This is a genomic window from Pseudoduganella buxea, from assembly GCF_009720835.1.
GTDB classification, from domain to species: domain Bacteria; phylum Pseudomonadota; class Gammaproteobacteria; order Burkholderiales; family Burkholderiaceae_D; genus Rugamonas; species Rugamonas buxea.
The window spans coordinates 1-26,177 of sequence record NZ_WNKZ01000060.1; the positions used below are offsets into that span (position 1 = coordinate 1).

The following is a 26,177-nucleotide window of genomic DNA, read 5'->3' on the forward strand; positions in this document are numbered from 1 at the left end:
CAACTGGTTGTGGACCTACAATCACGACCGACCCAATATGGCGCTCGGCGGTATCACGCCAAAACAGAAATTGGCACTTGCCGCTTAACCTCTACTTTTAGCGTGCTCTAAAAATGGGGGGATTACCCAGCGACACCACGCCTGCGAATTCGGCGTCATCGGACATCGCCCTGTTCAGCATCTCGTCCGTATCACTGGCCGTATCAGACAGGAGCGCGACAATACCAGCGAAATGTGCTCCCCGCCGATTGAGCAATTCCGGGCGTTCGAGCCCGAGTACGGCAATCGTGACCATTCCTTTTTCGCTCAAGTGGGCAATAGAGCCGTGGCTGTTAACGCAAAGATGCCGGTAAGGCTCGTCAATTGAAGGATCTAGTAGCAGCGGATGTTCGGTTCGCTGGGCGTCGTTCCATGAGCCGAGCGGTTCTGCGCGCACGCCGTGCACCGGGAAATAGTTTCGCTTTAACGCGTCGCACCGTTCGCACAGCAACAGAAGATTGCGCCATTCGTAGGCCAGCCAGCTGTAATGTTCAGGGCTATCGGGCATGTTCTTCGACGACGCTGCGTTCGAAGGCGGGCGGAAGTGCGAGACCACGCCGTCCGTACTAACGAGTCTACTTTCGCAATACGCACATTTGCCAGCGAACATGGAATGCAAGCTGTTGAGCACATCGGGGCGCCGGACAAGACTTAGGTCGACGGGCGCCCGAAGTTGCTGCCTCCGACCGGGGGGCAAGGCGAAATAACTACGCAACGCCTTCTTCTGTTCGAGCAAATTCGGCGCACTTGCTGCCAGGGACGGAATCAGCCGAACTGAGGTGCGTTTTACTCTGCGCATGCCTGGCTTTGAAGTCAAATAGGGAAGCCGCGATTGTACGCTGGTTGCGGTCAAGAAAGAAACACCAACGATATCCCGGGGCCCTCGCACAAGCGGGGTCACCTGGCGCGCCGGAGAAGGCAACTATCTGGGGCCGCCGTACCGCGCCGAATAGCGACGACTGGAACATCTACGTCATCCAAACGTTAGGCCAAGGCGAAATGCTGTTCGAGCAAGCTGCGACGAACTACGGGGCTGCGTGCGCGCACAGCCATTGCCGGCAATCCGGTGACCGCTGTGTCCGCAACCTGCAGCCAAGCCTGCAAATGTGTAGCCGACGGCGAGCTTCCAGTACGGTGACACCCTGCTTGTCCAACTACCCCTGCAGATGCACGGTCGTGTGTTCGCGCTCCAAATCGTCACCGAAGTCACCAATCAGATAGGTGGTTTCCGCCGAATAGTTGTACTTCGATATTGCGTGATTAAACAGCCGACAAGATAGCTCCTGACCGCTCTGGCATCGCGAACCTTCTTAACTCACCCACTATAGCGAAAAAAAGCCAGCCGAAATTGCTATGGCTGGCCAAACACGGAGCGAGGTCGCCTAAGCAGCCCTAGCTAATTGCCTCCATTCGCGAATGGGTAGATCGAGCAACTTCCCGCCGATCTCTTCGAACTCCGTAGCGCGATCATAGTCCGGGATCATCTGGGCGTATTCAGTGACAGCGTTGATCAGCCCATAACCGGTAGGATCGTTATTCGCCTGCAGGCGAAGCAAGACCCCAGAGCGCTCAGCATCGAGCATGCCATACTTATTGCCGAGCACTTCGACTGCGGCCTCGGTATCGCCGGTGAGCTGGATCCCGAGGGTGTTCTTTAATTTCTCCGACAGCATCGTGAACGTCACCTCGGAAACCGCTGCCCTGACGATATCGCGCATGCGGAGAAAGAACGCCTGATCGTCCGCGGCCAGGGTTTCGTCGGCAAATACCGTCGCATCATCGAAGTCCCCCCCGATGGCCCGTCCCAGATGGTTTCGTAGCAGTGTCCGGTCACTGGCGATTAGACCGTTCTTGCATATCAATCGGTAGATGAGAGGCTTCACATATGTCGCCCCGCAGCCGACTTCCGAATTGCAAACGACGACCCCAGCCTGGACGATATCACCAGGCTGAATTTCGAACTCGACAGACCTGCATACCACTTTCACATAAAAACGGCGATCCGTCAGCTCGAGCGACTCGAAGATTGCACCCGGAAGGTTTTGTAAAACCGGCACAACAAACTGTGCGAGTTCAAAGTTATCGAGACGGCGATAGCGATTGGAGAGGATCGCTCTCGCCTTGCCATCGAGCACACGCACCATATACTTCACATCCGGTTGGCGGTCGAGCCACCAATTGACGTTAATGTCCAGCAGACGTGGTTCAAGCTCCCGCATACGCCGAAAGTACACCGTCGGAATTTCCAGTCGGCTGGCAAGTTGCTGGCAAGCGTGCTCGGTCAGACCATAGCACTGGGGCCCGGCCTGTTCCTTAACAATCAAGCGGCAGCCGTCATTCGCCATAGTATCCAGCGACATTTTCGGTGCCGGCACGATCATATCTTTTTTCGATAAAGCTTGTCTCTCAAGCTCCTTCATAAGGGAATCGATACTGCTTTTTCCGCATTTCATAAATTAACTCCTTGACTGTTAAGCGGGAAATCTTGATAAGACACCCCGCACGTTTTTCCTAGAACCGCGGGCAAGTCTTGCCTAGCCGCGACTCACATGTCCGCTCGTTGGTTCAGATTGCTTATACGTGGCAATTTGAAAATAGACATCTGCCCAATCTGACCCTGGGCGTTTCGGGATAAACACTTCCACGTCACGCTGATCTGGCCTACGGGACTTGGATATCCGGCGAGCCAAAGCGTAAGCGGAGGCTTGGCCGTCGTAGCAGCTATCGGCGTCATTGTCTCCATAAATCTTGAGCTTCGTGACGTGATCTGGAATCCACAATTTCTCTAGGTTCCCCGCGTTCATTGCCGGCCATACTGGGACGCCGTACCGAATATATATAGCAAGTCCATTCTCAACGCCTTCGCAAGTCGCCAGCGTACTTGCTGGCGTTCCCAGATGGACTGCTGCGCCCGAGTTACCGTTTCCTAGCATGCGTCGGCAGCTCAACTTTGGATGTTTCCGACCGTCTTGCAGATACAATCTCTGTATCGCAACAAGGGATCCGCTCTTATCCTCCATACAGCACAGCATTGCAGGATATCTTCCTACCAAAAATTTCTTTCCAGTCGCCGAATCGATATCCCAATATTCCACTGATGGGTGAAAGCGTAATGACTGAGGGTATCGCGTCATCACGAGGCCTCGGCCCGCCAAGTAGCGGCCCGCCTCATCTGCCGTACTGATCTCGTACGAGCCCTTTGCTAGTTTCCCCACCTGGAAAGCGATAAATTCCGAGCTGTCCCGCTGCTTCGATTTTGGGACGACTCTTCTTGCGGACTCCGCAGCAACCCCGAGATACCGTTCAAGTTCCGCGCAAGTTTCTCTAGCGGTCCAGTTACGGATGGCCATCAGCAACTTAAATCCGCCTCCGGCGCCGCAATGTCTGCAAAAATAGTTACCATCACCAAACTTGTCGTCATAAGTAAATCGATCCACTGATCCGACGCAACATGGCATTGGGCATGGTTGATTCTTCCTCTTTAGCATGGTTTCGTCAGCGCCGAACGCCAACAATATCTCGGTCCACCGACCGCGAGCGCGTCTATCGATTTCCTGATATCGCTCGCCGGCAGCCTGAATAGCAACATCGCCGCCGTCCATTTCGTAACTCCTAGGGCTACATCGGTTAGCGATTGACCCGAAGCAATTGCAGATTGATAGCCTGGCCGATCGGATAGCGATTGATATCGTGGAACGGCACGAAATAATCCACGTACATTCCTGGCAAATAGTACACACGGAATTCGTAGCCGTGTTCAGCCAAGGCAATCCAGACGGGCTTGTCGTCGGGGAGATGAAATACTCGGCCCCGTTGATTGAACAGGATTTCCTGTTCTTTGATGAAGTAGTCCAAATCACTCGTATTCTTGACTAGCTGAAAGTGAGTAATATGGGTTATGTCTTGCATCATATCCATGACAACCTCTACAATAGTCATTCATGTTTCTTAAGGTCACGGATGTAATCCGTGAGCGGGCGAAAATCTTGCCGTTTACTGAGCCAACAACGCAACTACTGCCCAAACAGGTCCAGGGTCTCTCGTTGTACCGGCTGCTCATTTCGCATCGTGGAGGACGCCAACGCTATTTTTCGAATCTGACGATTTAGCCATTGCGGCTCTATATAAAGTTGCTCGGAAACCCATTCCGGGTTGCGCATTACGATTTCGCGCGCAAAGGCGGGGAGACGAGCCAGAGATTCCAGGAACCAACGCTTGAGGTTCGCCGCGATCCAATCCCGCACCTCTTCGGGGTCGATTAGACCGCAGAAGGGCAGTCGTGCCTGGGGGCTGCATCCCACGACACGAAGACAGTTGACGAATGAAAATGGCCGTTGGTCGCGGTCGCGATCTGTAAAAACCCATCGCACGATCTCAAATTTTTCGTCGAGCGGTGCCGTTGGGTCGGCGAGTAGCCTGACCTGTCGTAACAGGCGCCAATGAAGATCGACAATTTCCTGTGAACTGAATTCGATCTTTTTATCGCAGTCGCCTTCTACGTCTGAAAAAATTGAGCCGTCCAGCTCATATAGTGGAAGGTCGTCACCTAAATCCAGACTGGCTTGCGTTGAGTAATTTTGTGCCGATTGAGTTGTTTCCATGATTTGGCCTCTTGGAAAAATAAGGGCGAAGTGCGGCCGGAGCGCCCCTATTGCGCTTCGACGTGAGAATTTCGAGTAATAACTCCTAAGTTGAAATTTTCTGTCGCACCGACGAAGATGCCACTCGGCGATGCTGATTGCAGATATATTTGCGCAGTTGACCGAACGGTCTTTGCAGTCGCAGAGGCAAGCCCTGCTTTTGGGGCGAACTGTCCAACATGGGGTCGGAATGCAGTTGCGGTCTTGTAGTGTCGAACGGCTTACCAAGTCCGACTTATTGGAGGCTGACCCTAGCTATGAACATAGCTAATATGGCGCGGCCAGCGTGCACCTGTAGAACTCTTGCGATAGGATCCATTTGGCACCGTATAGGGTGGACAATCGTCCCCTCGGCGGCCCGCCCTGGTGGTTGGCGCAATGCTCCTAATGTAGTACGTGAATTTTATTGTGTCAAACAGATTGTCGCCTGGATGAATTGGCAGGAACCACCCCAGCGCTTCGCCCGCCTCCCCAATGCATTGCCCATGACGCCGCCTGAAAAGAGTTCGTTTTCCCAGGAATTCTGCCCTTGCGCGTATGATTTTGTCGTTGCATGATAAATAGGGAGGGCGACCTTTTGACGGATGGAGGAGAGTACGATGAGCACGCAAAGCACTCAAAGCACGCAAGTATTCTTGCAGGACGCCGGGGAAACGAATGTTCGCTTGATGGCCCAGCAACGAAAAACGTCAAGACGGACTCTTGAGTCCGCGAGTCGTAAAGTCGCGGTGGAATTTTCCAGCCCAGAGGCAAAGCGACTCTTTCGAGACGAGTTTGACACGGTGCAGAGGAGCATGCACTACATTATGGTCTTTGCACGGTTGCGACTGGATCCGACGATTGTGGACGACGCCGAAGCGAGGTTGAGTCGCCAATTGGTGAAGCAAACGGGACTCGCTGATCAGTATTTAGCCTCAGCAGCTCGACGTTGCGAGGAGCATAGCGTTAAGGAACTTGCGTCATATGATGTACAACCTTTAAGACTCTTCGCATCCATATTCTCTACGTACGACAGTCGATTTCTTGATCTCATCACCAAAGTGGATCAATTAATGCCGATGCTTGAAACATTGGCGATCGACGGATTTCTGACTTCTAAGGAACTGGCGGAGCAGAAATCTCGCGCAAAGCGGACTGTAAGACGCACAGCAACGTTGGCCAGGATCGTTAAAGCGGAGTTACAGAACAAAGCAAAAGAGCTCGATGAAGCAGCGGATTCCAGAGCGAAGGGTGTTTCCGGCCTGGGAGCCCCACCGCAGCCGAGCAACTACGACAACAACGCCAAAAAAATAAGCTCAGCCGATGCTACCATCACTGGGGACCGTACGGACACAGTTCGAACGACTGAAGAGCCGCATTTCGTCGGCAGTGCGCAATACCCTAGCATTAATCAGGCGTTACCCTCGCCAGACGGCGAGCATACGGCCACGCTGGAGCTCTGTGCAGCGACCGTTGGCTTACAAACAGCATCCAAGATGGAACCCCGGGCCGATTATCCAGTCAAGCCTTCCTCAGCTAGTGCCATTGGAAGCCCATTGGACAAGCATTCGGGTCGGGATACCCAGCATTCAGACAACGAAGCTTTCTCCACGGACCCGGGTACAGCTCGCACTGACGCGTAAGCCTGATGAGTACAGACGGGCATTGCGGCAATGAGCGTGCACTCTCCCCTCCATACCCTTAGCATTTAATATTTTCTTATCTGTCTGCGAACGGTTGCATCGAAGATGAATCAATTTGGACGCGTGCGTGGCGATTAGATTGCAACTTATGACTGAGGCAACAAATTGGCCAGAATACATCGCACCTCATTACTCGTCGAATGAAATCCTCATTAGAAGGGAGGCACATAATGAATAATTTAGGATTCGCACCGGTCGAAAAGCAAGAACGTCACCCTGTATTTCAGCAATACATAACGTTCAACGTGGCGGAAGTGGAATACGCGGTTGAACTCAGCGTGGTGCAGGAAGTACGGTCCCTGCGCGCATTGATTCGGACCAATCCTGATAATGAGGTCAGCTCAGGATCGGCTATAGTGGGCCACATGCTCGTTCATCTCGTTGATCTGCGTGCGCAGAGCGAGAGATCGGAAACCTATTATCTGTCGCCGACAGTAATTATTGTTCGGTTGCCAACCGGCGTATGTGGAATCATTGTAGAAAAAGTAACGGGCATCGAGAAGTGCGCTGTTACTCAACCCTTTTATGGGAGGACGCACGATAGTGGCAGGCCAGCGAATATTGATTTCATTATTGGCTATCAATCAATCGGTGGCCGCAACATCGTTGTAATCGATGTCCCAACGCTGCTGCAACCCATTCTGCAATGAACGCATAGAACTGAGTGCGGTGGGTGCCACGGCTGCAGCCGCGCCTCCCCTGCCCCCCGCGGTGATTTGGTCCGCCCCGCAAGGCGGCCTGTAGGTCGAGCATCAGATCGTGGATGAAACACAGGGTCAGCAATACCCATGCACCTTGATCAGTCGGAGCCGAGACTGCTGCACCGAGTTCGTCATGTTGACGGTAATAAAATTAGTATTTGCCCCACAGCTCGCGCCAAGGGTTGCTGTGAAACGCCGAACATTAGCCACCAGCACTTGCTCGGGATGTATCATGTTGCGTCGTCTGTCCTGTCGCTGCTGATGTTGGTGAAATGGCCAGCATGAGCAATGAACAGATCAGCTTAACTCGTTTAGTGGAATACGGGATCTGAATAACGAGCAAGGCGAACTCAGACAAGTAGGTGGCGCAATCTGCTACTTAACGACTGGACAAAGCATGAGGCGACGAGTCCCCAAAGGACGATATCGGAAGAGCTAGCGGCTACATGTGCTTCACCATCCACGCCAAGTGAGGAAAAGAAAGAGCACAGGGTACCGATGGAGGTAAGCAGAATAGACAGTAGGCAGTGGCGATCTTCCGTGAACCGAAAGACGAGGTAACCAAACAACAAAACCGATGCAACGACGCTCACAATGAGTTCAGCACCGAACACAGCAAGGGTGAGACCAATGCCAGCAGGAAGAAGCAGTAGACGCACTTAAGCCACCCTTGTACATTACTGAGAAGCGTAGTTTAGGTGCCGCGTGCTCATCAAGCAAGCTGTGCAAATGATCAACGGAAATGGGATAAAGAATGGCTCAGGACGAACCAGGGTGTGCCAAGCAGTTCCAGGAGGTTTGCAGTACTTTGCAGTACTGCACCTATGACCTGGTCCACTTGGTGTCTATGGCCTAAGGATAAGCCATTGAATTTACAAAGAATTCTGGTGGGAAGTGCAAGTTTCGAACTTGCGACCCCTGCAGTGTGAATGCAGTGCTCTACCCCTGAGCTAACCTCCCGAAGAAGCATTATTATAGGGGGCGACTTGCGCCCCGTCAAGGGACTTCAGGAAATCGGCGTGCGCCAGATGCAAGTTCCCTTGACCGCCTTGTCGAGACCGTTCAGCAGTTCCTCATGGGCCTGCAGTTCCTCGCTGGACGCGCGCAGTACGAAAATTTCTGCCAGCGCCACCTGTTCCAGCACGACGCCGCCGCTCGACGTCTCTTCCTCGATGTCCATGCCCAGGCTGTTCTGGCCCCGGGTCATGGCAAGGTAGACGTCGGCCAGCAGCTCGGCGTCCAGCAGCGCGCCGTGCAGCTTGCGGTGGGCATTCGAGATGCCGTAGAAGTCGCACAGGGCGTCCAGCGAGTTGCGCTTGCCGGGTCGCAGTTCCTTCGCATTGACGAGGGTGTCGATAACGCCGCCGATGCACTCGTCGAACGGCGGCAGGTTGGCCAGGCGGAATTCGTGGTTCAGGAAGCCCAGGTCGAAGGGCGCATTGTGGATGATGACTTCGGCGCCCTGGACGTAGTCGCGCAATTGGCCAGCGATTTCGTGGAAGCGCGGCTTGTCGCTGAGGAATTCGGTGGTCAGGCCGTGCACGGCCAGCGCGCCCTCTTCCGAGTCGCGGTCCGGGTTCAGGTAGACGTGGAAATTATTGCCGGTCAGCTTGCGCTCGACCAGCTCGACGCAACCGATCTCGATGACGCGGTTGCCCAGCTTGGGATTGATACCGGTGGTTTCCGTATCGAGGACGATCTGGCGCATGGATTCTTGGTGAAGTTCTGGAACGACCGCGCAGTATAGCAAAGCGCGGCCCGGGAGGCGCCGCCGGTTTACTTGCGGCGCACCAGCTCGACGCCGCGGTTGGCCAGCATGTCGGCCCGCTCGTTGCCGGGGTGGCCGTTGTGGCCCCGCACCCAGCGCCAGTCCACCTTGTGCACGGCCTGGGCCGTGTCGAGGGCCTGCCACAGATCGGCATTCTTGACGGGCTCCTTGGTCGACGTGCGCCAACCGCGCGCCTTCCAGCCGTGAATCCATTCACTGATGCCCTTCTGCACGTACTGGCTGTCCGTGTGCAACACCACTTCGCAGGGGCGCTTCAGCGCACGCAGCGATTCGATCACGGCCTGCAATTCCATGCGGTTGTTGGTGGTGTTCAGTTCGCCGCCAAACAGTTCCTTCTCCGCCTCGCCCGCCACCATCAGGGCACCCCAGCCGCCCGTGCCGGGATTGCCCTTGCAGGCGCCGTCCGTGAAAATTTCGACTTTTTCCATTCTGCTGTTTCTATTCTTTCAGTGATTCGATCGATGCCGGCGCCGCGTCCCCCTGCAAGCGCCTGTGCTTGTTGGCCGCGGGCACGGCCACGGGCGCCTTGGCGCCCTTCTTGCTCCAGGCGGGGCCGATCAGGCGCATGCCCTTGACGCGCTTGATCGACTGGACCATGTAGACGGCGCCGAAGTAAGGCCACCAGCGTGCGCCCGCGCGGTCCATGAAGGCATAGCGGGCCAGCCAGGGTTCGGTGCGGCAGGCGGGCGCATAACAGCCGAAATGGCTGTGGCTGACGCCCATATTCAGCAATTTTAACCAGTCTTTGATGCGGGGCATAGAGATGAATTCGCCCGCCTCGGGCAGGTAGTGGGCGCCCGTCAGGCGCGCCGTCACTTGGCGCAGGCCCCACAGGCTGGCCGGATTGAAGCCGCAGATGATCAGCTGGCCTTCCGGAATCAGGACCCGCTCCACTTCGCGCAGCACCTGGTGGGGCTCGGCGGCGAACTCCAGCACGTGCGGCAGCACGACCAGGTCCAAGCTTTGCGAGGCGAACGGGATTTCGCCCGCATCGAAGGTCAGCGCCACGGGCCGGCTGCCCGCGGCCGTGACGGCGGGCCGGGTCGTGGCCAGCCATTTGTGCGGCATGCGGCTGGCCGCCAGCGCGTCGATTTGCGGCGTGCCGATCTGCAAGGCATTGAAACCGAAGATATCGGCCGTCAATTCGTCCAGCACGCGCTGCTCCCAGGCCCGCACGTACGCGCCGGCCGGCGTTTGCAGCCAGCTGTCCAGCGCTATAATGGATTTTTCCGATGTTGCGCTATCCATGTTTTCCTTTTGCGCCCCGGTAAGCCAGACTTTCACCCAACAGCCGATGACCCCGACAAGCCTGCTCGACAAGCCTTTGCACGTGCTGGCAGTGCCAGCGTTTAACGATAACTACCTGTGGCTGCTCCACGACGGGCACCATGCGGCCGTCGTCGATCCAGGCGACGCCGGCCCCATTCTTGCTGCGCTGGAGCGCCTCGGCTTGCGCCTTACTGCCATTCTACTCACCCACCACCATGCTGACCATATCGGCGGCGTGCCCCGCTTGCTGGAAACGTGGCCCGTGCCCGTGTTCGGCCCGGCCCGCGACGGCATTGCCCTCGTCACCCGGCCGCTGGCGGAAGGCGATACGGTGGAGGTGCCGGGACTGGCGCTGACGTTGACGGTGCTCGACGTGCCCGGCCACACGAAGGGCCATATTGCTTATGTGCGCGCGGGCGCGGCGCCGATGCTGTTCTGCGGCGACACGCTGTTTGCCGGCGGTTGCGGGCGCCTGTTCGAAGGCACACCGCAGCAGATGGCGGCGTCGCTGGACAAGCTGGCGGCGCTGCCGGCCGACACCCAGGTTTTTTGCGCGCACGAGTACACGCTGTCGAACTTGCGCTTTGCCACAGCTGTCGAACCGGAAAACGCCGCGTTGCGCGCGCGCGTGGACGTCGAGACGGCGAAACGGCAACGGGGCGAGCCGACGGTGCCCAGCACCATCGCGCTGGAGCGCGCCACCAATCCCTTCCTGCGCTACCGGGAAGCGGCCATCGCCCGCACCCTGGTACAGGCCGGCAAGATCGCGCGCGACGCTGCGCCGCTGGCCGTGTTCGCGGCGCTGCGCGAATGGAAGAATACTTTCTGACGGGGCAAACCCGAACGACACGATACGAGACAATCGACGAGGAGGTTCATCATGGAGACTGTCCAGTTCTATTTTGATCCAATCAGCCCCTTCGTGTGGCTGGCAACGAAACAGGTCGCCCGGATCGAGGCGGCCGGCGTGCAGGTGGACATCACGCCCGTATTGTTTGCCGGACTGCTGAAGGCGCACGGCACCAAGGGTCCGGCGGAAATTCCCGCCAAGCGCGAACAGACCTTCCGCGACGTGATGCGGCTGGCCGACGCCCAGGGGCTGACCTTCCGCGGGCCACCCGGCCATCCCTTCAATCCGCTGCTGGCCTTGCGCATGTGCGTGGCGATCGCGTCGCCGAACAGCCGCAAGCGCTTTGCCTTCGCGCTGGCGCGAGCATGCTGGGAGGACGGATTGGATATTTCGCGGCCGGCCGTGCTGTTGCAGGTGGCCCGGGAATGCGATCTGAACGGTGAAGCGCTGCAGGCGGCGGCGATGACGCCGGAGGTAAAGCAGGCCCTGATCGACAACACGGAAGCGGCCATTGCGCGCGGCGTGTTCGGCGTGCCGACGTTTGCTTACCAGAACGAGTTGTTCTGGGGCGGTGACCGGATCGACGCATTGCTGCGCCGCATGGCCGGTCACCGCATCGACGAGGCGCGCCTGAAGGAATTCCTGGCGCGCCCGCCGCTGGCCGAGCGTAAGTTTTAGATCTCTTCGTACAGCGGCAAGGTCAGGAATTCGGCGAAGTCTTCCGACGTCGACATCTGCTCGAAGATTGCGGCGGCGCGCTCGTAGTTCGGGCTGGCGCCGTCCGGGGCGTTCGTCTTCACTTTCGGCAGCTCCTCCGTGATCATCGCGCGCACCATGTCGGCCGTGACCTTGCGGCCGTCTTCCAGCACGCCCTTGTCGGAACGGATCCACTGCCACACCTGCGAGCGGCTGATCTCGGCCGTGGCCGCGTCTTCCATCAGGTTATGGATGGGCACGCAGCCGTTGCCGCCCAGCCAGCTGCCCAGGTAGTGGATGCCGACGTTGATGTTGTAGCGCAGGCCCGCTTCCGTGATCGGTGCTTCCGGCTGGAAGTTCAGCAGGTCGGCCGCCGTGACTTCCACGTCCGGACGCTGCTTGGCGATCTGGTTCTTGGCGTCGCCCAGCACATTCTTGAATTCCGTCATGGCCAGCTCGACCAGGCCCGGGTGGGCTACCCAGCCGCCGTCGTAGCCGTCGGTGGCATCGCGGGCCTTGTCGTTGCGCACGCCGCCCATTGCCGTTTCGTTCTTTTCCGGATCGTTCTTGATCGGAATCAGCGCCGCCATGCCGCCGATGGCCGGCGCATTGCGCTTGTGGCAGGTCTTCAGCAGCAGCAGCGCGTAGGCACGCATGAACGGTGCCGTCATCGTCACCTTGGCACGGTCGGCCAGGCAGAAGTCCTTGTCCAGCTTGAACTTCTTGATGCAGCTGAAGATGTAGTCCCAGCGGCCGGCGTTCAGGCCCGCGCTGTGCTCGCGCAGTTCGTACAGGATTTCATCCATCTCGAAGGCGGCCAGGATGGTTTCGATCAGCACGGTGGCCTTGATCGTGCCCTGCGGCAGGCCCAGCTCGTTCTGCGTCATGACGAAGATGTCGTTCCACAGGCGCGCTTCCAAGTGCGATTCCATCTTCGGCAGGTAGAAGTACGGACCGGCGCCGCGGGCCAGTTGCTCTTTCGCGTTGTGGAACATGAACAGGGCGAAGTCGAAGATGCCGCCTGAGATGCGCTTGCCGTCGACCAGCACGTGCTTCTCGTCCAGGTGCCAGCCCCGTGGGCGCACGACCAGGGTCGCGGTCTTCGCGTTCAGCTTGTACGACTTGCCGTTCTGTTCCAGCGCGATGGTACCGCGCACGGCGTCCATCATGTTGATCTGGCCGTCGATCTGGTTATGCCAGTTCGGCGTGTTGGAGTCCTCGAAGTCCGTCATGTAGCTGTCCGCGCCGGAGTTCAGCGCGTTGATGACCATCTTGCGTTCGACGGGGCCCGTGATTTCCACACGGCGGCATTCCAGCGCGGCGGGGATCGGCGCGATCTTCCAGTCGCCGGCACGGATATGGGCCGTTTCGGCCAGGAAGTCGGGACGCTCGCCCGCATCCAGGCGGCGCGCGCGCTCGACGCGGGCAGCCAGCAACTGTTGCCGGCGCGGCTCGAATTCGCGCGACAGCTTGGCCACCAGGGCCAGCGCTTCCGGGGTCAAGACCCGCTCGAAGCCGGCGCTGATCTCGCCCTTGATTTCCATTCCTGCCGGTAACGTAATGCTGCTCATTGCAATCTCCTTGGTCTGTATGTGGTGCAACTAGATGATTTCCAGTATATTGACTATAGACTTACATAAACAAGACAAAAAATCACTTCATTCGTGCGTTTTTGTCATAAGCGGGGCGGGAAAGTCGTATGGGACAGTTCAGGCAAATTTCAACATTCGTCGAGGTTGTCGCGCGGGGCAGCCTGTCGGCCGCGGCCCGCGCCGAGGGCATCGCCCCGGCCGTCATCGGCCGCCGGCTCGATGCGCTGGAGCAGCGCCTCGGTGTCAAACTCCTACAGCGTACCACGCGCAAGCTGGCGCTGACAGACGAAGGCACGGCCTTCCTGGAGGATTGCCAGCGCATCCTGGCCGAGCTGGAATCGGCGGAGGCGGCCGTGTCGGAACGCAGCGCGCGCGCCACGGGACACCTGCTCGTGTCCGCACCGGCCGGCTTCGGCCGGCAGCATGTGGCGCCGCTGGTGCCGTCGTTCCTGGCTGAACACCGCGAAGTGACCGTCACCCTGAACCTGAACGACCGCGTGGTGGACCTGATCGGCGAAGGCGTCGACGTGGCCATCCGCATCGCCAGCATGTCCGATTCGAACCTGGTCAGCGTCAAGCTGGCGGACAACCACCGCGTTGTCGTCGCCACGCCGAGCTATTTGAAACGCCACGGCACGCCTGTCACCCTGGCCGACCTGGCCAAGCACAATTGCATGGCCATCAGCAGCGAAGGTAGCCAGCGGGGCTGGACCTTCCGCGACGCCGGCAAGAGCGTGACCTTGAAAGTGGGTGGCAATATGAGCTGCAACGATGGCGCCGTGCTGCATGACTGGGTCCTGGCCGGCAAGGGCCTGGCATGGCGCTCGATGTGGGAAGTGGGCGGCGATATCGAAGCGGGCCGCCTGCAGACGGTGCTGGACGAATATTCGGCGCCGGGCAACGACATCTACGCCGTCTTCGCGCAACGGCGACACCTGCCGCTGCGGATACGTACCTTCGTGGACTTCCTGCGGCGCAGTTATGCGCAGCCGGGGTACTGGGCTGACGGGCTGCGGGTCTGAACCGGGCGGAAGGGTTGCGGCCTCGCGACACGTGGCACCCAGGTTCCTGCCTGGCGCCGGGCTCAAGGCCCGCGCCTGCAGGCCCAAAGCACGAAGCACGAAGGCAGACCCAGTCCTCCGCCCGAGCTACAGACGAAAAAAAATCCTCGGAAACCGAGGATTTTTCTATTTCGTTAGATCCAGCGTATTACAGAGGCTGAATGTTCGAAGCTTGCTTGCCTTTTGGACCAGCGGTAACTTCGAAAGATACGCGTTGGTTCTCTTGCAGAGACTTGAAGCCGGTCGATTGGATCGCCGAGAAGTGAGCGAACAGATCTTCGCCGCCTTCATCAGGGGTGATGAAGCCAAAACCCTTCGAATCATTGAACCATTTTACGATACCAGTTGCCATTACAATTCCTATTACAGTTAAATGAGCTTGCGCCCGTGATATCGTTTGAAGCAAGTATGCAATGGCAGACTAACTGCACTACCCTTGAATCTAAACGATCCCGCATTATACCGAATACGGCGCCAAAAGCACGTCACGAGTCACGGTTTCAGCACGTTTTTACGAAAATAATTGCTACAGCAGAGCTAAATCGTCAAAAAGGCCCGGAAAAGCTGCCCTAGATCACTATTTGCCCGGCTGTTTCGCTCGGCATATGTGTAACTATAGACAATAATCCCGCCCGGCGTTTGACATATGTCAATCGTGCGGTGCGTAAGCAACGCCTTGGGGATCGCGCTCGGCCCACGCCAGGTAGGCACGGATCTGCTCCGGCACCCCCTCCCACGCCGCTTCGCCGGCCATGACTTGCCGCACCAGCTGCTCCAGGCGGCGCGCCTGCTCGCCCAGCACGGCGAAGCCGAACGAGCCGGCCGAGCCGGCCACCACGTGCAGGCTTTCGTGCAGTGCTTCCAGTGCACTCACGGCGGGCACGCTGCCCGCGCCATCGAGCGCCGCGGCAATGGCCGCCATCCGCTGCGGAATGCTGGCGCGGTACTTTTCGCCCAGGGCCTGCAGGTGCTGGCGGAATGCGGGATCGGCCGGCTGCGCCATTTACTTGGTACCGAAGATACGGTCGCCCGCGTCGCCCAGGCCCGGCACGATATAGGCGTGTTCGTTCAGGTGCGAGTCCAGCGAAGCGCAGTAGATCTTCACGCCCGGGTGGGAATTCTGGAACACGGTGATGCCTTCCGGCGCGGCCACCAGGGCCAGGAAGATGATCTGGTCGTCCTGCACGCCGCGGCTCTTCAGCACGTCGACGGCGTGGACGGCCGAATTGCCCGTCGCCACCATCGGATCGCACAGGATGAAGATACGGTCGACCAGGTCCGGCAGGCGCACCAGGTATTCGACCGGCTGGTGCGTGTCCGGGTCGCGGAACACGCCGATATGGCCCACGCGGGCCGACGGCACCAGGTTCAGGAGGCCGTCGCTCATGCCGATGCCGGCACGCAGGATGGGCACCACGGCCAGCTTCTTGCCGGCGATGACGGGCGCGTCGACCGTCATCAGCGGCGTTTCGATTTCGCGCGTCGTCAGCGGCAGGTCGCGCGTGATCTCGTAACCCATCAGCAGCGTAATTTCCTTCAGCAGCTCGCGGAAGGTGCGGGTCGACGTGGACTTGTCGCGCATATGACTCAGCTTGTGCTGAATCAGGGGGTGATCGGTGATGAAGAGGTTGGGAAAGCGCGGATCTTGTTTCATATTTTCTAACATTCTAGGCGGGTGTAACCCGCATTATCCCAGCCGGAGGCAAGCGCTGTCCATCTCGCCGCCACAATCGGGCGCCGCCAGCCGCCGGCCCACTATGTGGCAGCATCCTCGACGAGGGCGCGCGCCAGGATCCCCGCGCAGTCCGTACTCGCAGGCAGGCGCCCATATGCGCCACCGGGTTCGCGCGCCAGCCGCGAGGCAACGAAGGCCGACGACACACAGGCCGGCGCGTGCCGCAGCAGCAGCGCCGCCTGCACGGCCAGCACGATGCGCTCGGCCAGCACGCGTGCGCCGGATTCATCCCCGGGCGCCGCCAGGTCCGCCAGCAGGCGCTCGACGAACGCCGCATAGTGCGGATCGCCTCGCCCCGCCAGGGCCAGTTCGGTTGCCAGCGCCTCGGCCGCCTGCGGCGACCTGGCAAAGGCACGCAGCAGGTCCAGGCACATGACATTGCCGGAGCCTTCCCAGATCGAATTGACGGGCAGCTCGCGGTACAGCCGCGCCAGCGCGCCTTCTTCCACATAGCCGCCCCCGCCCAGCACCTCCATCGCTTCGGCGCCGAAACCCGGTCCCCGCTTGCAGATCCAGTACTTTCCGGCAGGCGTCAGGACTCGCGCCAGCATGGTCTCGGCCGCGTCGTCAGGGTGATCGAAGCAGCGCGCCAGGCGCAGCGCGAATGCGGTGGCGGCCTCCGACTCCAGCGCCAGGTCGGCCAGCACGTTCTGCATCAGCGGCTGCTGCGCCAGGGCGCGCCCGAAGGCCTGGCGATGGCGTGCGTGGTGCAGTGCATGCGTCAATGCTGCGCGCATGATGCCGGCGCTGCCAAGCACGCAGTCGAGCCGCGTGTGGCTGCCCATTTCCAGGATGGTGGGAACGCCCCGCCCCGGCTGCCCCAGCAGCCAGCCGTGGGCGCCCGTGAATTCCACTTCCGACGAAGCGTTCGAGCGGTTGCCCACCTTGTCCTTCAGGCGCTGCACGCGCACCTGGTTATGGCTGCCGTCCGGCAGGAAGCGCGGCACCAGGAAGCACGACAGGCCGGCGCTGCCTCCCGGGTCCAGCTGGGCCAGTACCAGGTGTGCGTCCGCCTGCGGCGCCGAGAAGAACCACTTGTGTCCCACCAGCCGGTGGACGTCTGCGCCATCGTCGCCAAACAGCGCGCGCGCCTCGGACGGCGGCACGGGATGCGCCAGCGTGGTGTTGCTGCGCACGTCCGAGCCGCCCTGCTTCTCCGTCATGCCCATGCCGATCAGCGCGCCCCGCTTCGCGTCGATGGGCAGGGGGCGCGGGTCGTAGTGGCGCGACAGGATCTTCGGCAGCCAGCGCGCGGCCAGGCGCGGCGAATGGCGCAGCGCCGGCACGCTGGCATAGGTCATCGTAACCGGGCACTGCGAGCCGTTTTCCACCTGGCCGAACAGCATGTAACGGGCCGCGCGCGCCACCTGGGCGCCGGGGCCGGGCGCCTCCCACGGCGAAGAATGCGCGCCGGCCTCGATCAACAAGGTCATCAAGGCATGCCAGGCCGGGTGGAATTCCACCTCGTCGATGCGGCGCCCGGTCTGGTCGAAATTGTGCAGCACGGGGGCGTGGACATTGGCCAGCCGCGCCAGGTCCAGCACCTCGGCGCGGCCCAGGCGCCGGCCCAGCGCTTCCAGGTCCGGCAACGCGTCGGCACCGCCCTCCCGCAGCAAAGCCTCGCGCAGGGCCGGGTCGCAGGCGAACAGGTTGATGTCGCCAAACGGGGTTGGCTGGTTGCGCACTTCATGGGTGTCGAAAGGATTCATCGCGTGCTCCTGGCAACCGGGTCGATGCATGGCAGGCTAGCGCAAAGCCGACAAGCGGGCAAGTCTCGAACTATTGCCGCGATGACATGCCACCGCAACCATAAGTGTTAATTCAATGCATTTTTTTAAGGTCACGCCGTAGTTTTTCCTGTGAACAATACGAGTTATTGCTCTATTTCATCCCGTTTTGATGTGAAAAATACTCGTAAAGTGATACATTTGTTGCCGGTCCGACAGATAAGATTCCGGGCGCCTTTGTTTTGACCAACTCTCATTTCAAACCCACGAGAATTCCGGCTTTCCGATGCCCGCCAGCGCCGCCTCCTTCCCCGAACACGACAGCCCGCTCGACGCCATGCTCGAGGAAGCGGGGGACGTCGTGTTCCGGCTCGACGCGCCCGGCCGCATCCTGTTCGCCAGCCGCCGCAGCACGGCACTGATCGCCCTGCCCTCGCTGCGGGGCCTGGGCCTGCGCCAGCTGGTGGCAGAGCTGGACCAGGGAGTGCTGAAAGCGGCCCTGATCGACGGTGCCGCCGGCGGCGTTTCCCGGGCCGAAGTGCGCCTGCGCGCCGGCGAGCAGGAAACCTGGTTCGAGCTGCGCATCTCCGCCCTGCCCGGTGCCCAGTTGCTGGTGGTGGGCCGCGACATGACGGCGCAGCGGGCCAGCGAAGAGCGCCTGCGCCACATGGCGACGCACGACACCTTGACGGACATGCCGAACCGGCTGCTGCTGGCCGACCGCATCCGCATGACGATCGCCCAGGCGCGCCGTTCCGGCCAGGGCTTCGCCGTCGCCACCATCGGTCTGGACAGCTTCAAGAAGGTCAACGACGGCCTGGGCCACCCGGCCGGCGATGCCGTGCTGCGCATGGCGGCCGTGCGCCTGCGCCGCACCTTGCGTGACAGCGACACCCTGGCCCGCGTGGGCGGCGACGAATTTGTCGCCGTGCTGCCCGGCACCTGCAACGAAGCCCAGATCCGCCTCGTCACGGGGCGGCTGCTGGCGACCTTGCAGGCGCCGTTCGAGGTGGAACAGCATACCGTGCACGTGGGCGCGTCCATCGGCGTGTCGGTCTATCCGCAGCACGCCGAGGACGATATCCGCCTGGTGGCGCTGGCCGACGCGGCCCTGTCGCGCGCCAAGCACACGGGCAAGGCCCGCACCGTCGTCTACAGCCCGCGCCACGCCGGCCCCACGGAGCACGACATCTCGCTGGAGGCGGCCATGTTCCAGGCCGTGCGCGAGGGCGAATTCATGCTGCACTACCAGCCCATCGTCGCTGCCGGCACGCGCGAGATCGAAGGCTTCGAGACCTTGATGCGGTGGAAGCATCCGACCCTGGGCATGGTGCCGCCGGCCCGCTTCATCCCCATCGCGGAGAACAATGGCCTGATCAACCTGCTGGGCGCCTGGGCCCTGAAGGCGGCCTGCGTGCAGCTGCGCCAGTTCCAGGAAGCGGCCGGACGGCCCCTGTACATGTCCGTCAACATCAGCCCGCGCCAGTTCCGCAGCGATAAGTTCCTCGACGTGCTGGACGACGCCATCGCCTTCTCCGGCCTGCCCGGCGAACAGCTCGTGCTGGAGATCACGGAAGGCACCTTGATGATCGACCCGGTACACGCCGAGTCCATCCTGGGCAAGATGGTCGAGCGCCGGGCCCGCATCGCCATCGACGATTTCGGCACCGGCTATTCGTCGCTGGCCTACCTGAAGAACTTCCCCATCTCCGTGCTGAAGATCGACCGCGCCTTCATCCGCGACCTGCCGGGCTCGGAAAAGGACGGCGCCATCTGCAACGCCGTTCTGGACCTGGCGCGGCACCTGTCGCTGTCCGTCGTGGCCGAAGGCATCGAGACGGAAGAACAAATGCAGTACATGCGCGAACGGGGTTGCCGTTACGTGCAAGGCTACCTGACGGGCAAGCCGATGGCGGCCAATGTCGCCATCGCGGCCCTGAAGGAACGCCATTACGCCGAACTGATGGGAGCAAATCCGGGGCGCGAACAGGCGCAGCGGGCAATTCGATGAATGACTTGAACACTGCCGGCAACGCAACCGGCGAACAAACCCTGGCCCTGCTGTGGGAGCGCACCCGCCGCCAGGGCGACATGCCCGGCTTCGCCAAGGCCGTCAGCGCCATCCTGGGTGCCATGCGCGGCGAGGAGGACAACCAGTTCAGCATGACGGAGACGGTGCTGTCGGATCCCGTGCTGACGCAGAAGGTGCTGCGCCTGGCCAACAGCGGCATGTACTCGGCCTTCGGCCAGCATGTCAGCACCGTCTCGAAGGCAGTGCTGGTGCTGGGCACGGAGGCCATCGGCCACCTGGCACTGGGCCTGAAGCTGATCGAGGAACTGGCCGGCGCCGGCGACGGCTCGGGCCACGCCCATATCGAAATGGAGAAGGCCGTGCTGGCCGGCCTGGTCGCACGCGAACTGGCTGGCACCGTGCGCAGCGCCCACACCGAGGAGGCCGTGGTCTGCTCGATGCTGCACATGCTGGGGCGGATGATGGTGACGTTCTACATGCCCGAGGCGTGGGCGCGGCTGCAGCAGCACGGCGGCGCCGGCAACGAGGACGCCGCCGCAGTGCCGCTGCTGGGCATCTCGCTGTCCGACATCGGCCGCGCCGCCGCCCGGCGCTGGGGCCTGCCCACCAACCTGGTGGCCGGCATGACCACCGTCGATCCCATCGAAGGCGGCGCCCACGTCAACCCGGCCGAATGGGTGGCGGCGCTGTCGACGATGGCGCGGCGCTGCGCCGAACTGCTGTGGCACGACGACGAAGCGGGCGCCGATGCGCTGGCCCACGTCACGCGCGACTACGCGCCGATGCTGGGCCTGGACCTGGACATGGCCGTCACGGCCATCGCCCAGGCGCGCGAGCAGGCCAGCGCCGAATTGTCGATCGCGCCCCTGTCGCGGCCAGCCGAGCGGCGCGCCCGGGAACTGGCCCGCACGCGCCAGCGCGCCGCCGGCAACCGCCTCCTGCTGGAAGGCCTGGCCGAGATGCGCGACATGGTCGACAACGCCAGCCCCGGCCAGATGGTGTCGATCGCGCTGGAGACCATCTACAAGGGACTGGACTTCTCGCGCGCCGTGGCCTTCGTGCGCAACCGCCGCGAAGGCTTCTATGCCGCGCGCATGTGCCTGGGCGAGTTGCCCTCCGGGGCCGCGCAGCTGAAGGACCAGCTGGGCACGATGCGCTTCGACGACAGCTATGAACCGAACGTCTTCCACGCGGCCCTGAACAGCGACCGCGTCATCTTCATCGAGAACGCGCGCGACCCGAAATTCGCCGCCAAGCTGCCGCAATGGTGGAAGAGCACCCTGCTCGACGCGCGCAGCTTCGTTATCCTGCCGCTGACGTCGAACGGCCAGCCGGCCGGCTTCCTGTACGGCGACTGGGACGAAAGTTTTCCGCCGATCGCCCTGTCGCAAACGGAGTTCGCGCTGATGAACGACGTGCGCGCGCTCGTCATGCGCGCCGTGGAAAAACGCCACCAGGTGGAAGTGCTGGGCAGCCGCGCCGCCTGATCAGGCGACGGCCGTTTCGTCCAGCCGCTGCCACCGGAAGGACAGCGCCGCCGCTACCGTCGCCAGCGCGGCCAGGGCGCTGGCGATGAAGTAGATCGAGGCCGGGCCGAACGCCTCCCAGCAGCGCGCCAGCGACAAGCCGCCCGCCGTGCCGCCGATACCATACGAGATGCTGATGTACAGGGCCTGGCCGCGCGCCTGCAGGGGCCCGGCGAACCAGCGCTGCATCGTCGCCACGGCCGACGAGTGGTGCAGCGCGAACGTGGCCGCGTGCAGCAGCTGGGCCGCCGCCAGCACGGCCAGCGAGGCGGCGCCGCCGCCGATCAGCACGAAGCGCACGACGGCCATGCCCAGGGCCGCGAACATCAGCCGGCGCGCGCCGAAGCGGCGCAGCAGCGGTGCCTGGAAATAGAACAGCAGGACTTCGGCCAGCACGCCCACGCACCACATGGTGCCGATCACGGCCTTGCTGTAGCCGGCCTGCGCCAGGTACAGCGAATAGAAGGTGTAGAGCGACGTGTGCGCCGCCACCATCAGCGCCGTCGATGCAAAGAAGGCCAGCACCTCGCGCCGCCGCAGCACGACCAGCAGCGCCGGGCGCGGTCCGCCGTGGCGCTGGCGCGGCACTTCGCGCAGGCGCAGCGCGGCCCCCAGCACGCACATCAGCAAGGCACCCGCCACCCACGGCAGCGCGCGCGTGCCATGGCGGTCCAGCAGCGCGGCTGCCGCCATCACGGACACGATGAAGCCCACCGAGCCCCACAGGCGGATGCGGCCGTAGTACGTCAGGTCGCCGCGCATTGCGGACAGCATCAGCGCTTCGCAGATGGGGCCCTGGGCGCTGGTGAACAGGTTCAACAGGATCATCGCCGCGCAGAAGTGGGCGAAGGTGCTGCCGAAGAAGAAGCCGGAAAAGGCCGTCAGCGCGGCCACGCCCGTCAGGCGCAGGACGAACACGCGCCGCTCGGAATGGTCGGCGACATAGCCCCACACGTTCGGCCCGACGATGCGCAGCACCTGGATCAGCGACATCAGCACGCCGATCTGCGCCACCGTCATCCCCTCGCCGGCGAAGAACAGGCTGGCGTAGGTGGCGAAGGTGCCCGCGTGGGCGTAGTAGCAGAACAGGAAGGCGGCGAAGCGGAAGGCCTGGGGTGGCGGCATCGAGAGTCGGAGCGGCACCGGCGGAGCGGCGCCGGTGGATCAGTCCAGCTTCGAGGCCGCGATGACGGGCGTACGCACGGACACGTCGCCGCACTGGGCCCGGTGCATCAGCGCATGGTCCATCAGCACCAGGGCCAGCATGGCTTCGGCGATGGGCGTCGCGCGGATGCCCACGCACGGGTCGTGGCGGCCGAAGGTTTCCACCACGACGGGATTGCCGTCCTTGTCGATCGAGCGGCGCGGCGTGCGGATCGACGACGTCGGCTTGATGGCGATGGACACGGTGATGTCCTGGCCGGTGGAGATGCCGCCCAATACGCCGCCGGCGTTGTTGCCGACGAAGCCCTGCGGCGTCAGTTCGTCGCCGTGTTCCGAGCCCCGCTGCGCCACCGACTTGAAGCCGGCCCCGATCTCGACGCCCTTGACGGCGTTAATGCCCATCATCGCGTAGGCGATATCGGCATCGAGCTTGTCGTAGATGGGCTGGCCCAGGCCGACGGGCACGTTGCGGGCGACGACGTCGATGCGGGCGCCGATCGAATCGCCGTCCTTGCGCAGCGCGTCCATGTACGCTTCCATGCGCGCGATCAGCACGGAGTCCACGGTGGCGGCGAAGAAGGGATTGGAGGCCGCGTGCTGCCAGTCCTGGAACGGCACTTCGATGTCGCCCAGTTGGCTCATGCAGCCCATGAACTCCGTGCCGTACTGCTCCTTCAGCCACTTCTTCGCAATCGCCGCCGCGCCCACGACGGGCGCCGTCAGGCGCGCCGACGAGCGACCGCCGCCGCGCGGATCGCGCACGCCGTACTTGTGCCAGTAGGTATAGTCGGCGTGGCCAGGCCGGAAGCTCTCGGCGATATTGCCGTAGTCCTTGCTGCGCTGGTCTTCATTCTGGATCAGCAGCGCGATCGGCGTGCCCGTCGTGACGCCCTGGTAGACGCCGGACAGGATCTGCACCGCATCCGGTTCCTGGCGCTGCGTCACGTGGCGCGACGTTCCGGGCTTGCGACGGTCCAGCTCGGTCTGGATATCGGCCTCCGTCAGGGCCAGGCCCGGCGGGCAGCCGTCGATGACGCAACCGATCGCCGGTCCGTGGGATTCGCCGAATGTGCTGACGGTGAACAGCTTGCCAAAGGAATTGCCGGACATAGAGAAGCGCTGATGGGTGAGGAAGGAACTGGCAATTTTACCGCTTTAGCATGCTCTCTGCCAGCCAGGCCATTTTTGACGCCCCGCCGCCGAAATTTATTGCGTAAAAACATCAATTATTTGTCAAAAATTTACATAACGCCGGGGAAATCCGGCCGCTTGCGCCATACTTGCTTCGGCCATTGTTCAAACCCCTATATACTTGACGGGGGAAACCAAGGCACTATTCGGAGAAGGACGCATGCCCCCAACGAACACGCCCCTTGCCATCGATAGGGACGGTCAGGACGATCTGATATTCCTGGACGAGCCGCCGGCCGAGATGCCGCCCCTCGCGCAGCGTGGCGTCTGGCGAGTGATGATCATCGACGATGACGAGGACGTCCATTCCACCACCACGTTCGCGCTGGGTAACCTGGACATGCAGGGCCGCCCGCTCGAGTTCGTCCACGCCTATTCGGCCGCCCAGGCGCGCGACATGCTGCTGGTGGAAAGCGAGATCGCCGTCATCCTGCTCGACGTCGTCATGGAACAGGACGACGCCGGCCTGCACCTGGTGCGCCATATCCGCGAGGACCTGAAACTGGCGGACGTGCGCATCATCCTGCGCACCGGCCAGCCGGGTTACGCGCCCGAGATCGACGCCATCCGCGATTTCGACATCAACGACTACAAGACCAAGTCCGAGCTGACCCGCATCAAGCTGTACACGACGGTGACGTCGGCGATCCGCTCGTATGAGCAGATCCGCAAGATCGGCGACAGCCGCCGTGGCCTGAACCGCATCGTGCAGGCCAGCACGGACCTGATGGCCCTGCACGGCGTGCGCGACTTCGCCGCCGGCGTGCTGGCGCAGGCGGCCAATCTGCTGAACCAGCCCTGCAGCGGCCTGCTGTGCGTGCAGGAAGACTGTGACGGTGGCACCTTGCACGCTGTCGCCGCCACCGGTGCGTGGGCGCCGCTGGAAGGCAGCCGCCTGAAGCTGGCCGGCGCGCAGCCCTTGCCGGCCCTGGCCGCCCGCGCGCTGGCCGAGCGCCGCAACGTCTACACCGATTCGACCGTCGCCCTGTACTTCGCCGGCAAGGCCTGCCGCACCTTCGTCGCCCAGCTGGACGTGGCACGCCTGCCGACGGAACTGGAAGAGCGGCTGCTGGACGTCTTTGCCGCCCACGTCGCCGTGGGCCTGGACAATGTCGAGCTGGTGGCCCACCTGCACGAGGCGGCGTTCTACGACACGCTGTCGAAGCTGCCGAATCGCACACGCCTGGTCGAGATCCTCGACGCCACATTGGCCGGCGCCGCGCGGAGCGACGCCGTGCTGGCCCTGGTCGACCTGGATCACTTCGCCGAAACGAACGACGCGCTGGGCCACGAATTCGGTGACATGCTGCTGACGGCCGTGGCCAGCCGCCTGCAGCACCGGCTGGCCGAGGCCGGTCCCCACCTGACGGTGGCCCGCATCGGCGGCGACATCTTCTGCGTGCTGGGCGACGGCCTGTACGTCAACCCTGCCAACCTGCTGGGCCAGTTCCAGGAAGCCTTCAACATCGAAGGCCAGGACGTGCAGCTGACGGCCACCCTGGGCCTGGTGCGGCTGGCCGAGCATGACGGCAGCAGCGGCAGCGATGCGCTGAAGGATGCCGACATTGCCCTGAAGCGCGCCAAGACGCAGCAGCGTGCCGGCTACTTCTACTTCTCGCGCAATATGGGCGTGGAGATCCGCGAACGGGTGCGCATGATGCACGCGCTGCGCAATGCCTTCAGCCAGAACGAGCTGTTCGTCATGTACCAGCCGCAGGTGGACCTGCAAAGCCGCCACCCCGTCGGCGCCGAGGCGCTGCTGCGCTGGCGCACGCGCGACGGCAAGTTCGTGCCGCCGGACCGCTTCATTCCCATCGCCGAATATTCGGGCCTGATCGTCGAACTGGGCGAATGGGTGCTGCGCACGGCCTGCAAGGAACTGGTGCGCCTGCGCGCGGCCGGGCACCTGGACTTCACGATCTCCGTCAACGTCTCGCAGGTGCAGTTCCGCCACCCGCAGTTCCTGTCGATGCTGCGGCGCGCGCTGGACGATTCCGGTGCCCCGCCCGCCTTCGTCGAACTGGAAATCACGGAATCGATGGCGATGGAAGAACCGGACATGCTGATCGAGATGCTGAACCAGGTGCGCCAGACGGGGGTCAAGATCGCCATCGACGACTTCGGCACGGGCTTCTCGTCGCTGTCGCACCTGCAGCGCCTCCAGGTCGACCGCCTGAAGATCGACCGCGCCTTCGTCACGGAAATCACCGGTTCCTCGCGCGGCAGCAGCATCGCCGAAATGGTGATCCAGCTGGGCCGCAACCTGGGCCTGTCGATCGTCGCAGAGGGCGTCGAGGACGAACGCCAGGCGCAGGTGCTGTACCACCTGGGCTGCCCGCTGGCGCAGGGCTTCCTGTTCGCCCGGCCCATGCCGGCCGACGAGCTGTCGGATTGGCTGGCCGGCGAGGCGCGCAGGAGCGCCTAGGCTCCACGCCGGCGCAATAAAAAACGCTGCCACGGCAGCGTTCTGCGTTCCTTCGAGC

23 protein-coding genes and 1 tRNA gene are annotated in these 26,177 nt (G+C 62.0%); 8 read left to right on the forward strand and 16 right to left on the reverse strand.

Annotation, left to right across the window (positions count from 1 at the left end):
• Positions 1–97: 97 nt before the first annotated feature.
• The 5 genes from GM672_RS18590 to GM672_RS18610 all read right to left on the reverse strand — a co-directional run bounded on the left by GM672_RS18590 (position 98) and on the right by GM672_RS18610 (position 4,640).
• Positions 98–547, reverse strand: coding sequence for a hypothetical protein (locus GM672_RS18590; protein WP_155472031.1), 450 nt, complete (start codon positions 545–547; stop codon positions 98–100).
• An 874-nt stretch (positions 548–1,421) separates the two neighbouring features.
• A complete protein-coding gene (locus GM672_RS18595; protein WP_155472032.1) occupies positions 1,422–2,492 on the reverse strand; it encodes a DUF932 domain-containing protein in 1,071 nt (356 codons plus the stop codon).
• Between the two features lie 81 nt (positions 2,493–2,573).
• Entirely contained in the window at positions 2,574–3,641 is a 1,068-nt protein-coding gene (locus GM672_RS29985; protein WP_155472033.1) for a DUF7146 domain-containing protein, read from the reverse strand.
• A 25-nt stretch (positions 3,642–3,666) separates the two neighbouring features.
• Positions 3,667–3,978, reverse strand: coding sequence for a hypothetical protein (locus GM672_RS18605; RefSeq protein ID WP_155472034.1), 312 nt, complete (start codon positions 3,976–3,978; stop codon positions 3,667–3,669).
• A 74-nt stretch (positions 3,979–4,052) separates the two neighbouring features.
• Positions 4,053–4,640 carry a hypothetical protein gene (locus tag GM672_RS18610; protein WP_155472035.1) on the reverse strand — a complete coding sequence of 196 codons (588 nt, stop codon included), beginning with the start codon at positions 4,638–4,640 and terminating at the stop codon, positions 4,053–4,055.
• Positions 4,641–5,278: 638 nt separating this feature from the next.
• Here GM672_RS18610 and GM672_RS18615 point away from each other — a divergent pair.
• Complete coding sequence (locus GM672_RS18615; RefSeq protein ID WP_155472036.1) at positions 5,279–6,301, forward strand: hypothetical protein; 1,023 nt, start codon at positions 5,279–5,281, stop codon at positions 6,299–6,301.
• Between the two features lie 230 nt (positions 6,302–6,531).
• Complete coding sequence (locus tag GM672_RS18620) at positions 6,532–7,011, forward strand: chemotaxis protein CheW (RefSeq protein WP_170300135.1); 480 nt, start codon at positions 6,532–6,534, stop codon at positions 7,009–7,011.
• Positions 7,012–7,947: 936 nt separating this feature from the next.
• Here the strand turns inward: GM672_RS18620 and GM672_RS18625 are convergent.
• The 4 genes from GM672_RS18625 to GM672_RS18640 form a co-directional block, all read right to left on the reverse strand.
• Positions 7,948–8,022, reverse strand: a tRNA-Val gene (locus GM672_RS18625).
• Positions 8,023–8,068: 46 nt separating this feature from the next.
• Positions 8,069–8,770, reverse strand: a complete 702-nt coding sequence (gene dnaQ / locus GM672_RS18630) for a DNA polymerase III subunit epsilon (protein WP_155472038.1) — start codon at positions 8,768–8,770, stop codon at positions 8,069–8,071.
• A 68-nt stretch (positions 8,771–8,838) separates the two neighbouring features.
• A complete protein-coding gene (gene rnhA / locus GM672_RS18635) occupies positions 8,839–9,279 on the reverse strand; it encodes a ribonuclease HI (protein ID WP_155472039.1) in 441 nt (146 codons plus the stop codon).
• A 10-nt stretch (positions 9,280–9,289) separates the two neighbouring features.
• Positions 9,290–10,099, reverse strand: a complete 810-nt coding sequence (locus GM672_RS18640; protein WP_155472040.1) for a class I SAM-dependent methyltransferase — start codon at positions 10,097–10,099, stop codon at positions 9,290–9,292.
• Positions 10,100–10,145: 46 nt separating this feature from the next.
• Here GM672_RS18640 and gloB point away from each other — a divergent pair, with 46 nt between their 5' ends.
• Positions 10,146–10,949 (forward strand): hydroxyacylglutathione hydrolase, encoded by an 804-nt coding sequence (gene gloB, locus GM672_RS18645; protein WP_155472041.1) that lies wholly within the window; start codon positions 10,146–10,148, stop codon positions 10,947–10,949.
• 51 nt (positions 10,950–11,000) lie between these two features.
• Complete coding sequence (locus GM672_RS18650; protein ID WP_155472042.1) at positions 11,001–11,648, forward strand: 2-hydroxychromene-2-carboxylate isomerase; 648 nt, start codon at positions 11,001–11,003, stop codon at positions 11,646–11,648.
• Here GM672_RS18650 and aceB read toward each other — a convergent pair.
• Positions 11,645–13,237, reverse strand: coding sequence for a malate synthase A (gene aceB / locus GM672_RS18655; protein WP_155472043.1), 1,593 nt, complete (start codon positions 13,235–13,237; stop codon positions 11,645–11,647). The two genes, GM672_RS18650 and aceB, sit on opposite strands and share 4 nt — an antisense overlap.
• Before the next feature lie 128 nt (positions 13,238–13,365).
• Between aceB and GM672_RS18660 the strand changes: the two genes are divergently transcribed.
• Complete coding sequence (locus GM672_RS18660) at positions 13,366–14,280, forward strand: LysR family transcriptional regulator (RefSeq protein ID WP_155472044.1); 915 nt, start codon at positions 13,366–13,368, stop codon at positions 14,278–14,280.
• 187 nt (positions 14,281–14,467) lie between these two features.
• On the opposite strand, the gene GM672_RS18665 is transcribed toward GM672_RS18660, so the two are convergent.
• The 4 genes from GM672_RS18665 to GM672_RS18680 form a co-directional block, all read right to left on the reverse strand.
• Entirely contained in the window at positions 14,468–14,671 is a 204-nt protein-coding gene (locus GM672_RS18665) for a cold-shock protein (protein ID WP_134383344.1), read from the reverse strand.
• 297 nt (positions 14,672–14,968) lie between these two features.
• The gene (locus tag GM672_RS18670) at positions 14,969–15,322 is read right to left on the reverse strand and encodes an Hpt domain-containing protein (protein WP_155472045.1); all 354 of its coding nucleotides are present in this window, start codon (positions 15,320–15,322) and stop codon (positions 14,969–14,971) included.
• On the reverse strand, positions 15,323–15,973 hold the full coding sequence (gene upp, locus GM672_RS18675) for a uracil phosphoribosyltransferase (RefSeq protein WP_155472046.1): 651 nt from the start codon (positions 15,971–15,973) through the stop codon (positions 15,323–15,325).
• Between the two features lie 101 nt (positions 15,974–16,074).
• Positions 16,075–17,763 carry an isovaleryl-CoA dehydrogenase gene (locus GM672_RS18680; RefSeq protein WP_155472047.1) on the reverse strand — a complete coding sequence of 563 codons (1,689 nt, stop codon included), beginning with the start codon at positions 17,761–17,763 and terminating at the stop codon, positions 16,075–16,077.
• Between the two features lie 304 nt (positions 17,764–18,067).
• Here GM672_RS18680 and GM672_RS18685 point away from each other — a divergent pair, with 304 nt between their 5' ends.
• Both GM672_RS18685 and GM672_RS18690 read left to right on the forward strand, forming a co-directional pair.
• Positions 18,068–19,792, forward strand: coding sequence for a putative bifunctional diguanylate cyclase/phosphodiesterase (locus GM672_RS18685; protein ID WP_155472048.1), 1,725 nt, complete (start codon positions 18,068–18,070; stop codon positions 19,790–19,792).
• On the forward strand, positions 19,789–21,300 hold the full coding sequence (locus GM672_RS18690) for an HDOD domain-containing protein (RefSeq protein ID WP_229417811.1): 1,512 nt from the start codon (positions 19,789–19,791) through the stop codon (positions 21,298–21,300). The genes GM672_RS18685 and GM672_RS18690 overlap by 4 nt, the downstream gene beginning before the upstream one ends.
• Here the strand turns inward: GM672_RS18690 and GM672_RS18695 are convergent, their stop codons facing one another.
• Together GM672_RS18695 and aroC are read right to left on the reverse strand one after the other, a co-directional pair.
• Positions 21,301–22,464 carry an MFS transporter gene (locus GM672_RS18695; protein ID WP_155472049.1) on the reverse strand — a complete coding sequence of 388 codons (1,164 nt, stop codon included), beginning with the start codon at positions 22,462–22,464 and terminating at the stop codon, positions 21,301–21,303. It lies immediately after the preceding gene.
• A 39-nt stretch (positions 22,465–22,503) separates the two neighbouring features.
• Positions 22,504–23,613: a chorismate synthase gene (gene aroC, locus GM672_RS18700; protein ID WP_155472050.1), complete on the reverse strand. Its 1,110-nt coding sequence runs from the start codon at positions 23,611–23,613 to the stop codon at positions 22,504–22,506.
• Between the two features lie 241 nt (positions 23,614–23,854).
• Between aroC and GM672_RS18705 the strand changes: the two genes are divergently transcribed.
• Positions 23,855–26,119: a putative bifunctional diguanylate cyclase/phosphodiesterase gene (locus tag GM672_RS18705; RefSeq protein ID WP_155472051.1), complete on the forward strand. Its 2,265-nt coding sequence runs from the start codon at positions 23,855–23,857 to the stop codon at positions 26,117–26,119.
• The last annotated feature ends 58 nt before the right edge of the window (positions 26,120–26,177 follow it).

Bases quoted from the DNA above. Each gene is read 5' to 3' on its own strand.
- GM672_RS18690 (WP_229417811.1), top strand. From the start codon at position 19,789: ATGAATGACTTGAACACTGCCGGCAACGCAACCGGCGAACAAACCCTG.
- GM672_RS18650 (WP_155472042.1), top strand. From the start codon at position 11,001: ATGGAGACTGTCCAGTTCTATTTTGATCCAATCAGCCCCTTCGTGTGG.
- GM672_RS18590 (WP_155472031.1), bottom strand. From the start codon at position 547: ATGCCCGATAGCCCTGAACATTACAGCTGGCTGGCCTACGAATGGCGC.
- GM672_RS18680 (WP_155472047.1), bottom strand. From the start codon at position 17,763: ATGAATCCTTTCGACACCCATGAAGTGCGCAACCAGCCAACCCCGTTT.
- GM672_RS18640 (WP_155472040.1), bottom strand. From the start codon at position 10,099: ATGGATAGCGCAACATCGGAAAAATCCATTATAGCGCTGGACAGCTGG.
- aroC (WP_155472050.1), bottom strand. From the start codon at position 23,613: ATGTCCGGCAATTCCTTTGGCAAGCTGTTCACCGTCAGCACATTCGGC.
- gloB (WP_155472041.1), top strand. From the start codon at position 10,146: ATGACCCCGACAAGCCTGCTCGACAAGCCTTTGCACGTGCTGGCAGTG.
- aceB (WP_155472043.1), bottom strand. From the start codon at position 13,237: ATGAGCAGCATTACGTTACCGGCAGGAATGGAAATCAAGGGCGAGATC.
- rnhA (WP_155472039.1), bottom strand. From the start codon at position 9,279: ATGGAAAAAGTCGAAATTTTCACGGACGGCGCCTGCAAGGGCAATCCC.
- GM672_RS18665 (WP_134383344.1), bottom strand. From the start codon at position 14,671: ATGGCAACTGGTATCGTAAAATGGTTCAATGATTCGAAGGGTTTTGGC.
- GM672_RS18610 (WP_155472035.1), bottom strand. From the start codon at position 4,640: ATGGAAACAACTCAATCGGCACAAAATTACTCAACGCAAGCCAGTCTG.
- GM672_RS18615 (WP_155472036.1), top strand. From the start codon at position 5,279: ATGAGCACGCAAAGCACTCAAAGCACGCAAGTATTCTTGCAGGACGCC.
- GM672_RS18705 (WP_155472051.1), top strand. From the start codon at position 23,855: ATGCCCCCAACGAACACGCCCCTTGCCATCGATAGGGACGGTCAGGAC.
- GM672_RS18695 (WP_155472049.1), bottom strand. From the start codon at position 22,464: ATGCCGCCACCCCAGGCCTTCCGCTTCGCCGCCTTCCTGTTCTGCTAC.
- GM672_RS18605 (WP_155472034.1), bottom strand. From the start codon at position 3,978: ATGACTATTGTAGAGGTTGTCATGGATATGATGCAAGACATAACCCAT.
- GM672_RS18595 (WP_155472032.1), bottom strand. From the start codon at position 2,492: ATGAAATGCGGAAAAAGCAGTATCGATTCCCTTATGAAGGAGCTTGAG.
- dnaQ (WP_155472038.1), bottom strand. From the start codon at position 8,770: ATGCGCCAGATCGTCCTCGATACGGAAACCACCGGTATCAATCCCAAG.
- GM672_RS29985 (WP_155472033.1), bottom strand. From the start codon at position 3,641: ATGGACGGCGGCGATGTTGCTATTCAGGCTGCCGGCGAGCGATATCAG.
- upp (WP_155472046.1), bottom strand. From the start codon at position 15,973: ATGAAACAAGATCCGCGCTTTCCCAACCTCTTCATCACCGATCACCCC.
- GM672_RS18685 (WP_155472048.1), top strand. From the start codon at position 18,068: ATGCCCGCCAGCGCCGCCTCCTTCCCCGAACACGACAGCCCGCTCGAC.
- GM672_RS18660 (WP_155472044.1), top strand. From the start codon at position 13,366: ATGGGACAGTTCAGGCAAATTTCAACATTCGTCGAGGTTGTCGCGCGG.
- GM672_RS18670 (WP_155472045.1), bottom strand. From the start codon at position 15,322: ATGGCGCAGCCGGCCGATCCCGCATTCCGCCAGCACCTGCAGGCCCTG.
- GM672_RS18620 (WP_170300135.1), top strand. From the start codon at position 6,532: ATGAATAATTTAGGATTCGCACCGGTCGAAAAGCAAGAACGTCACCCT.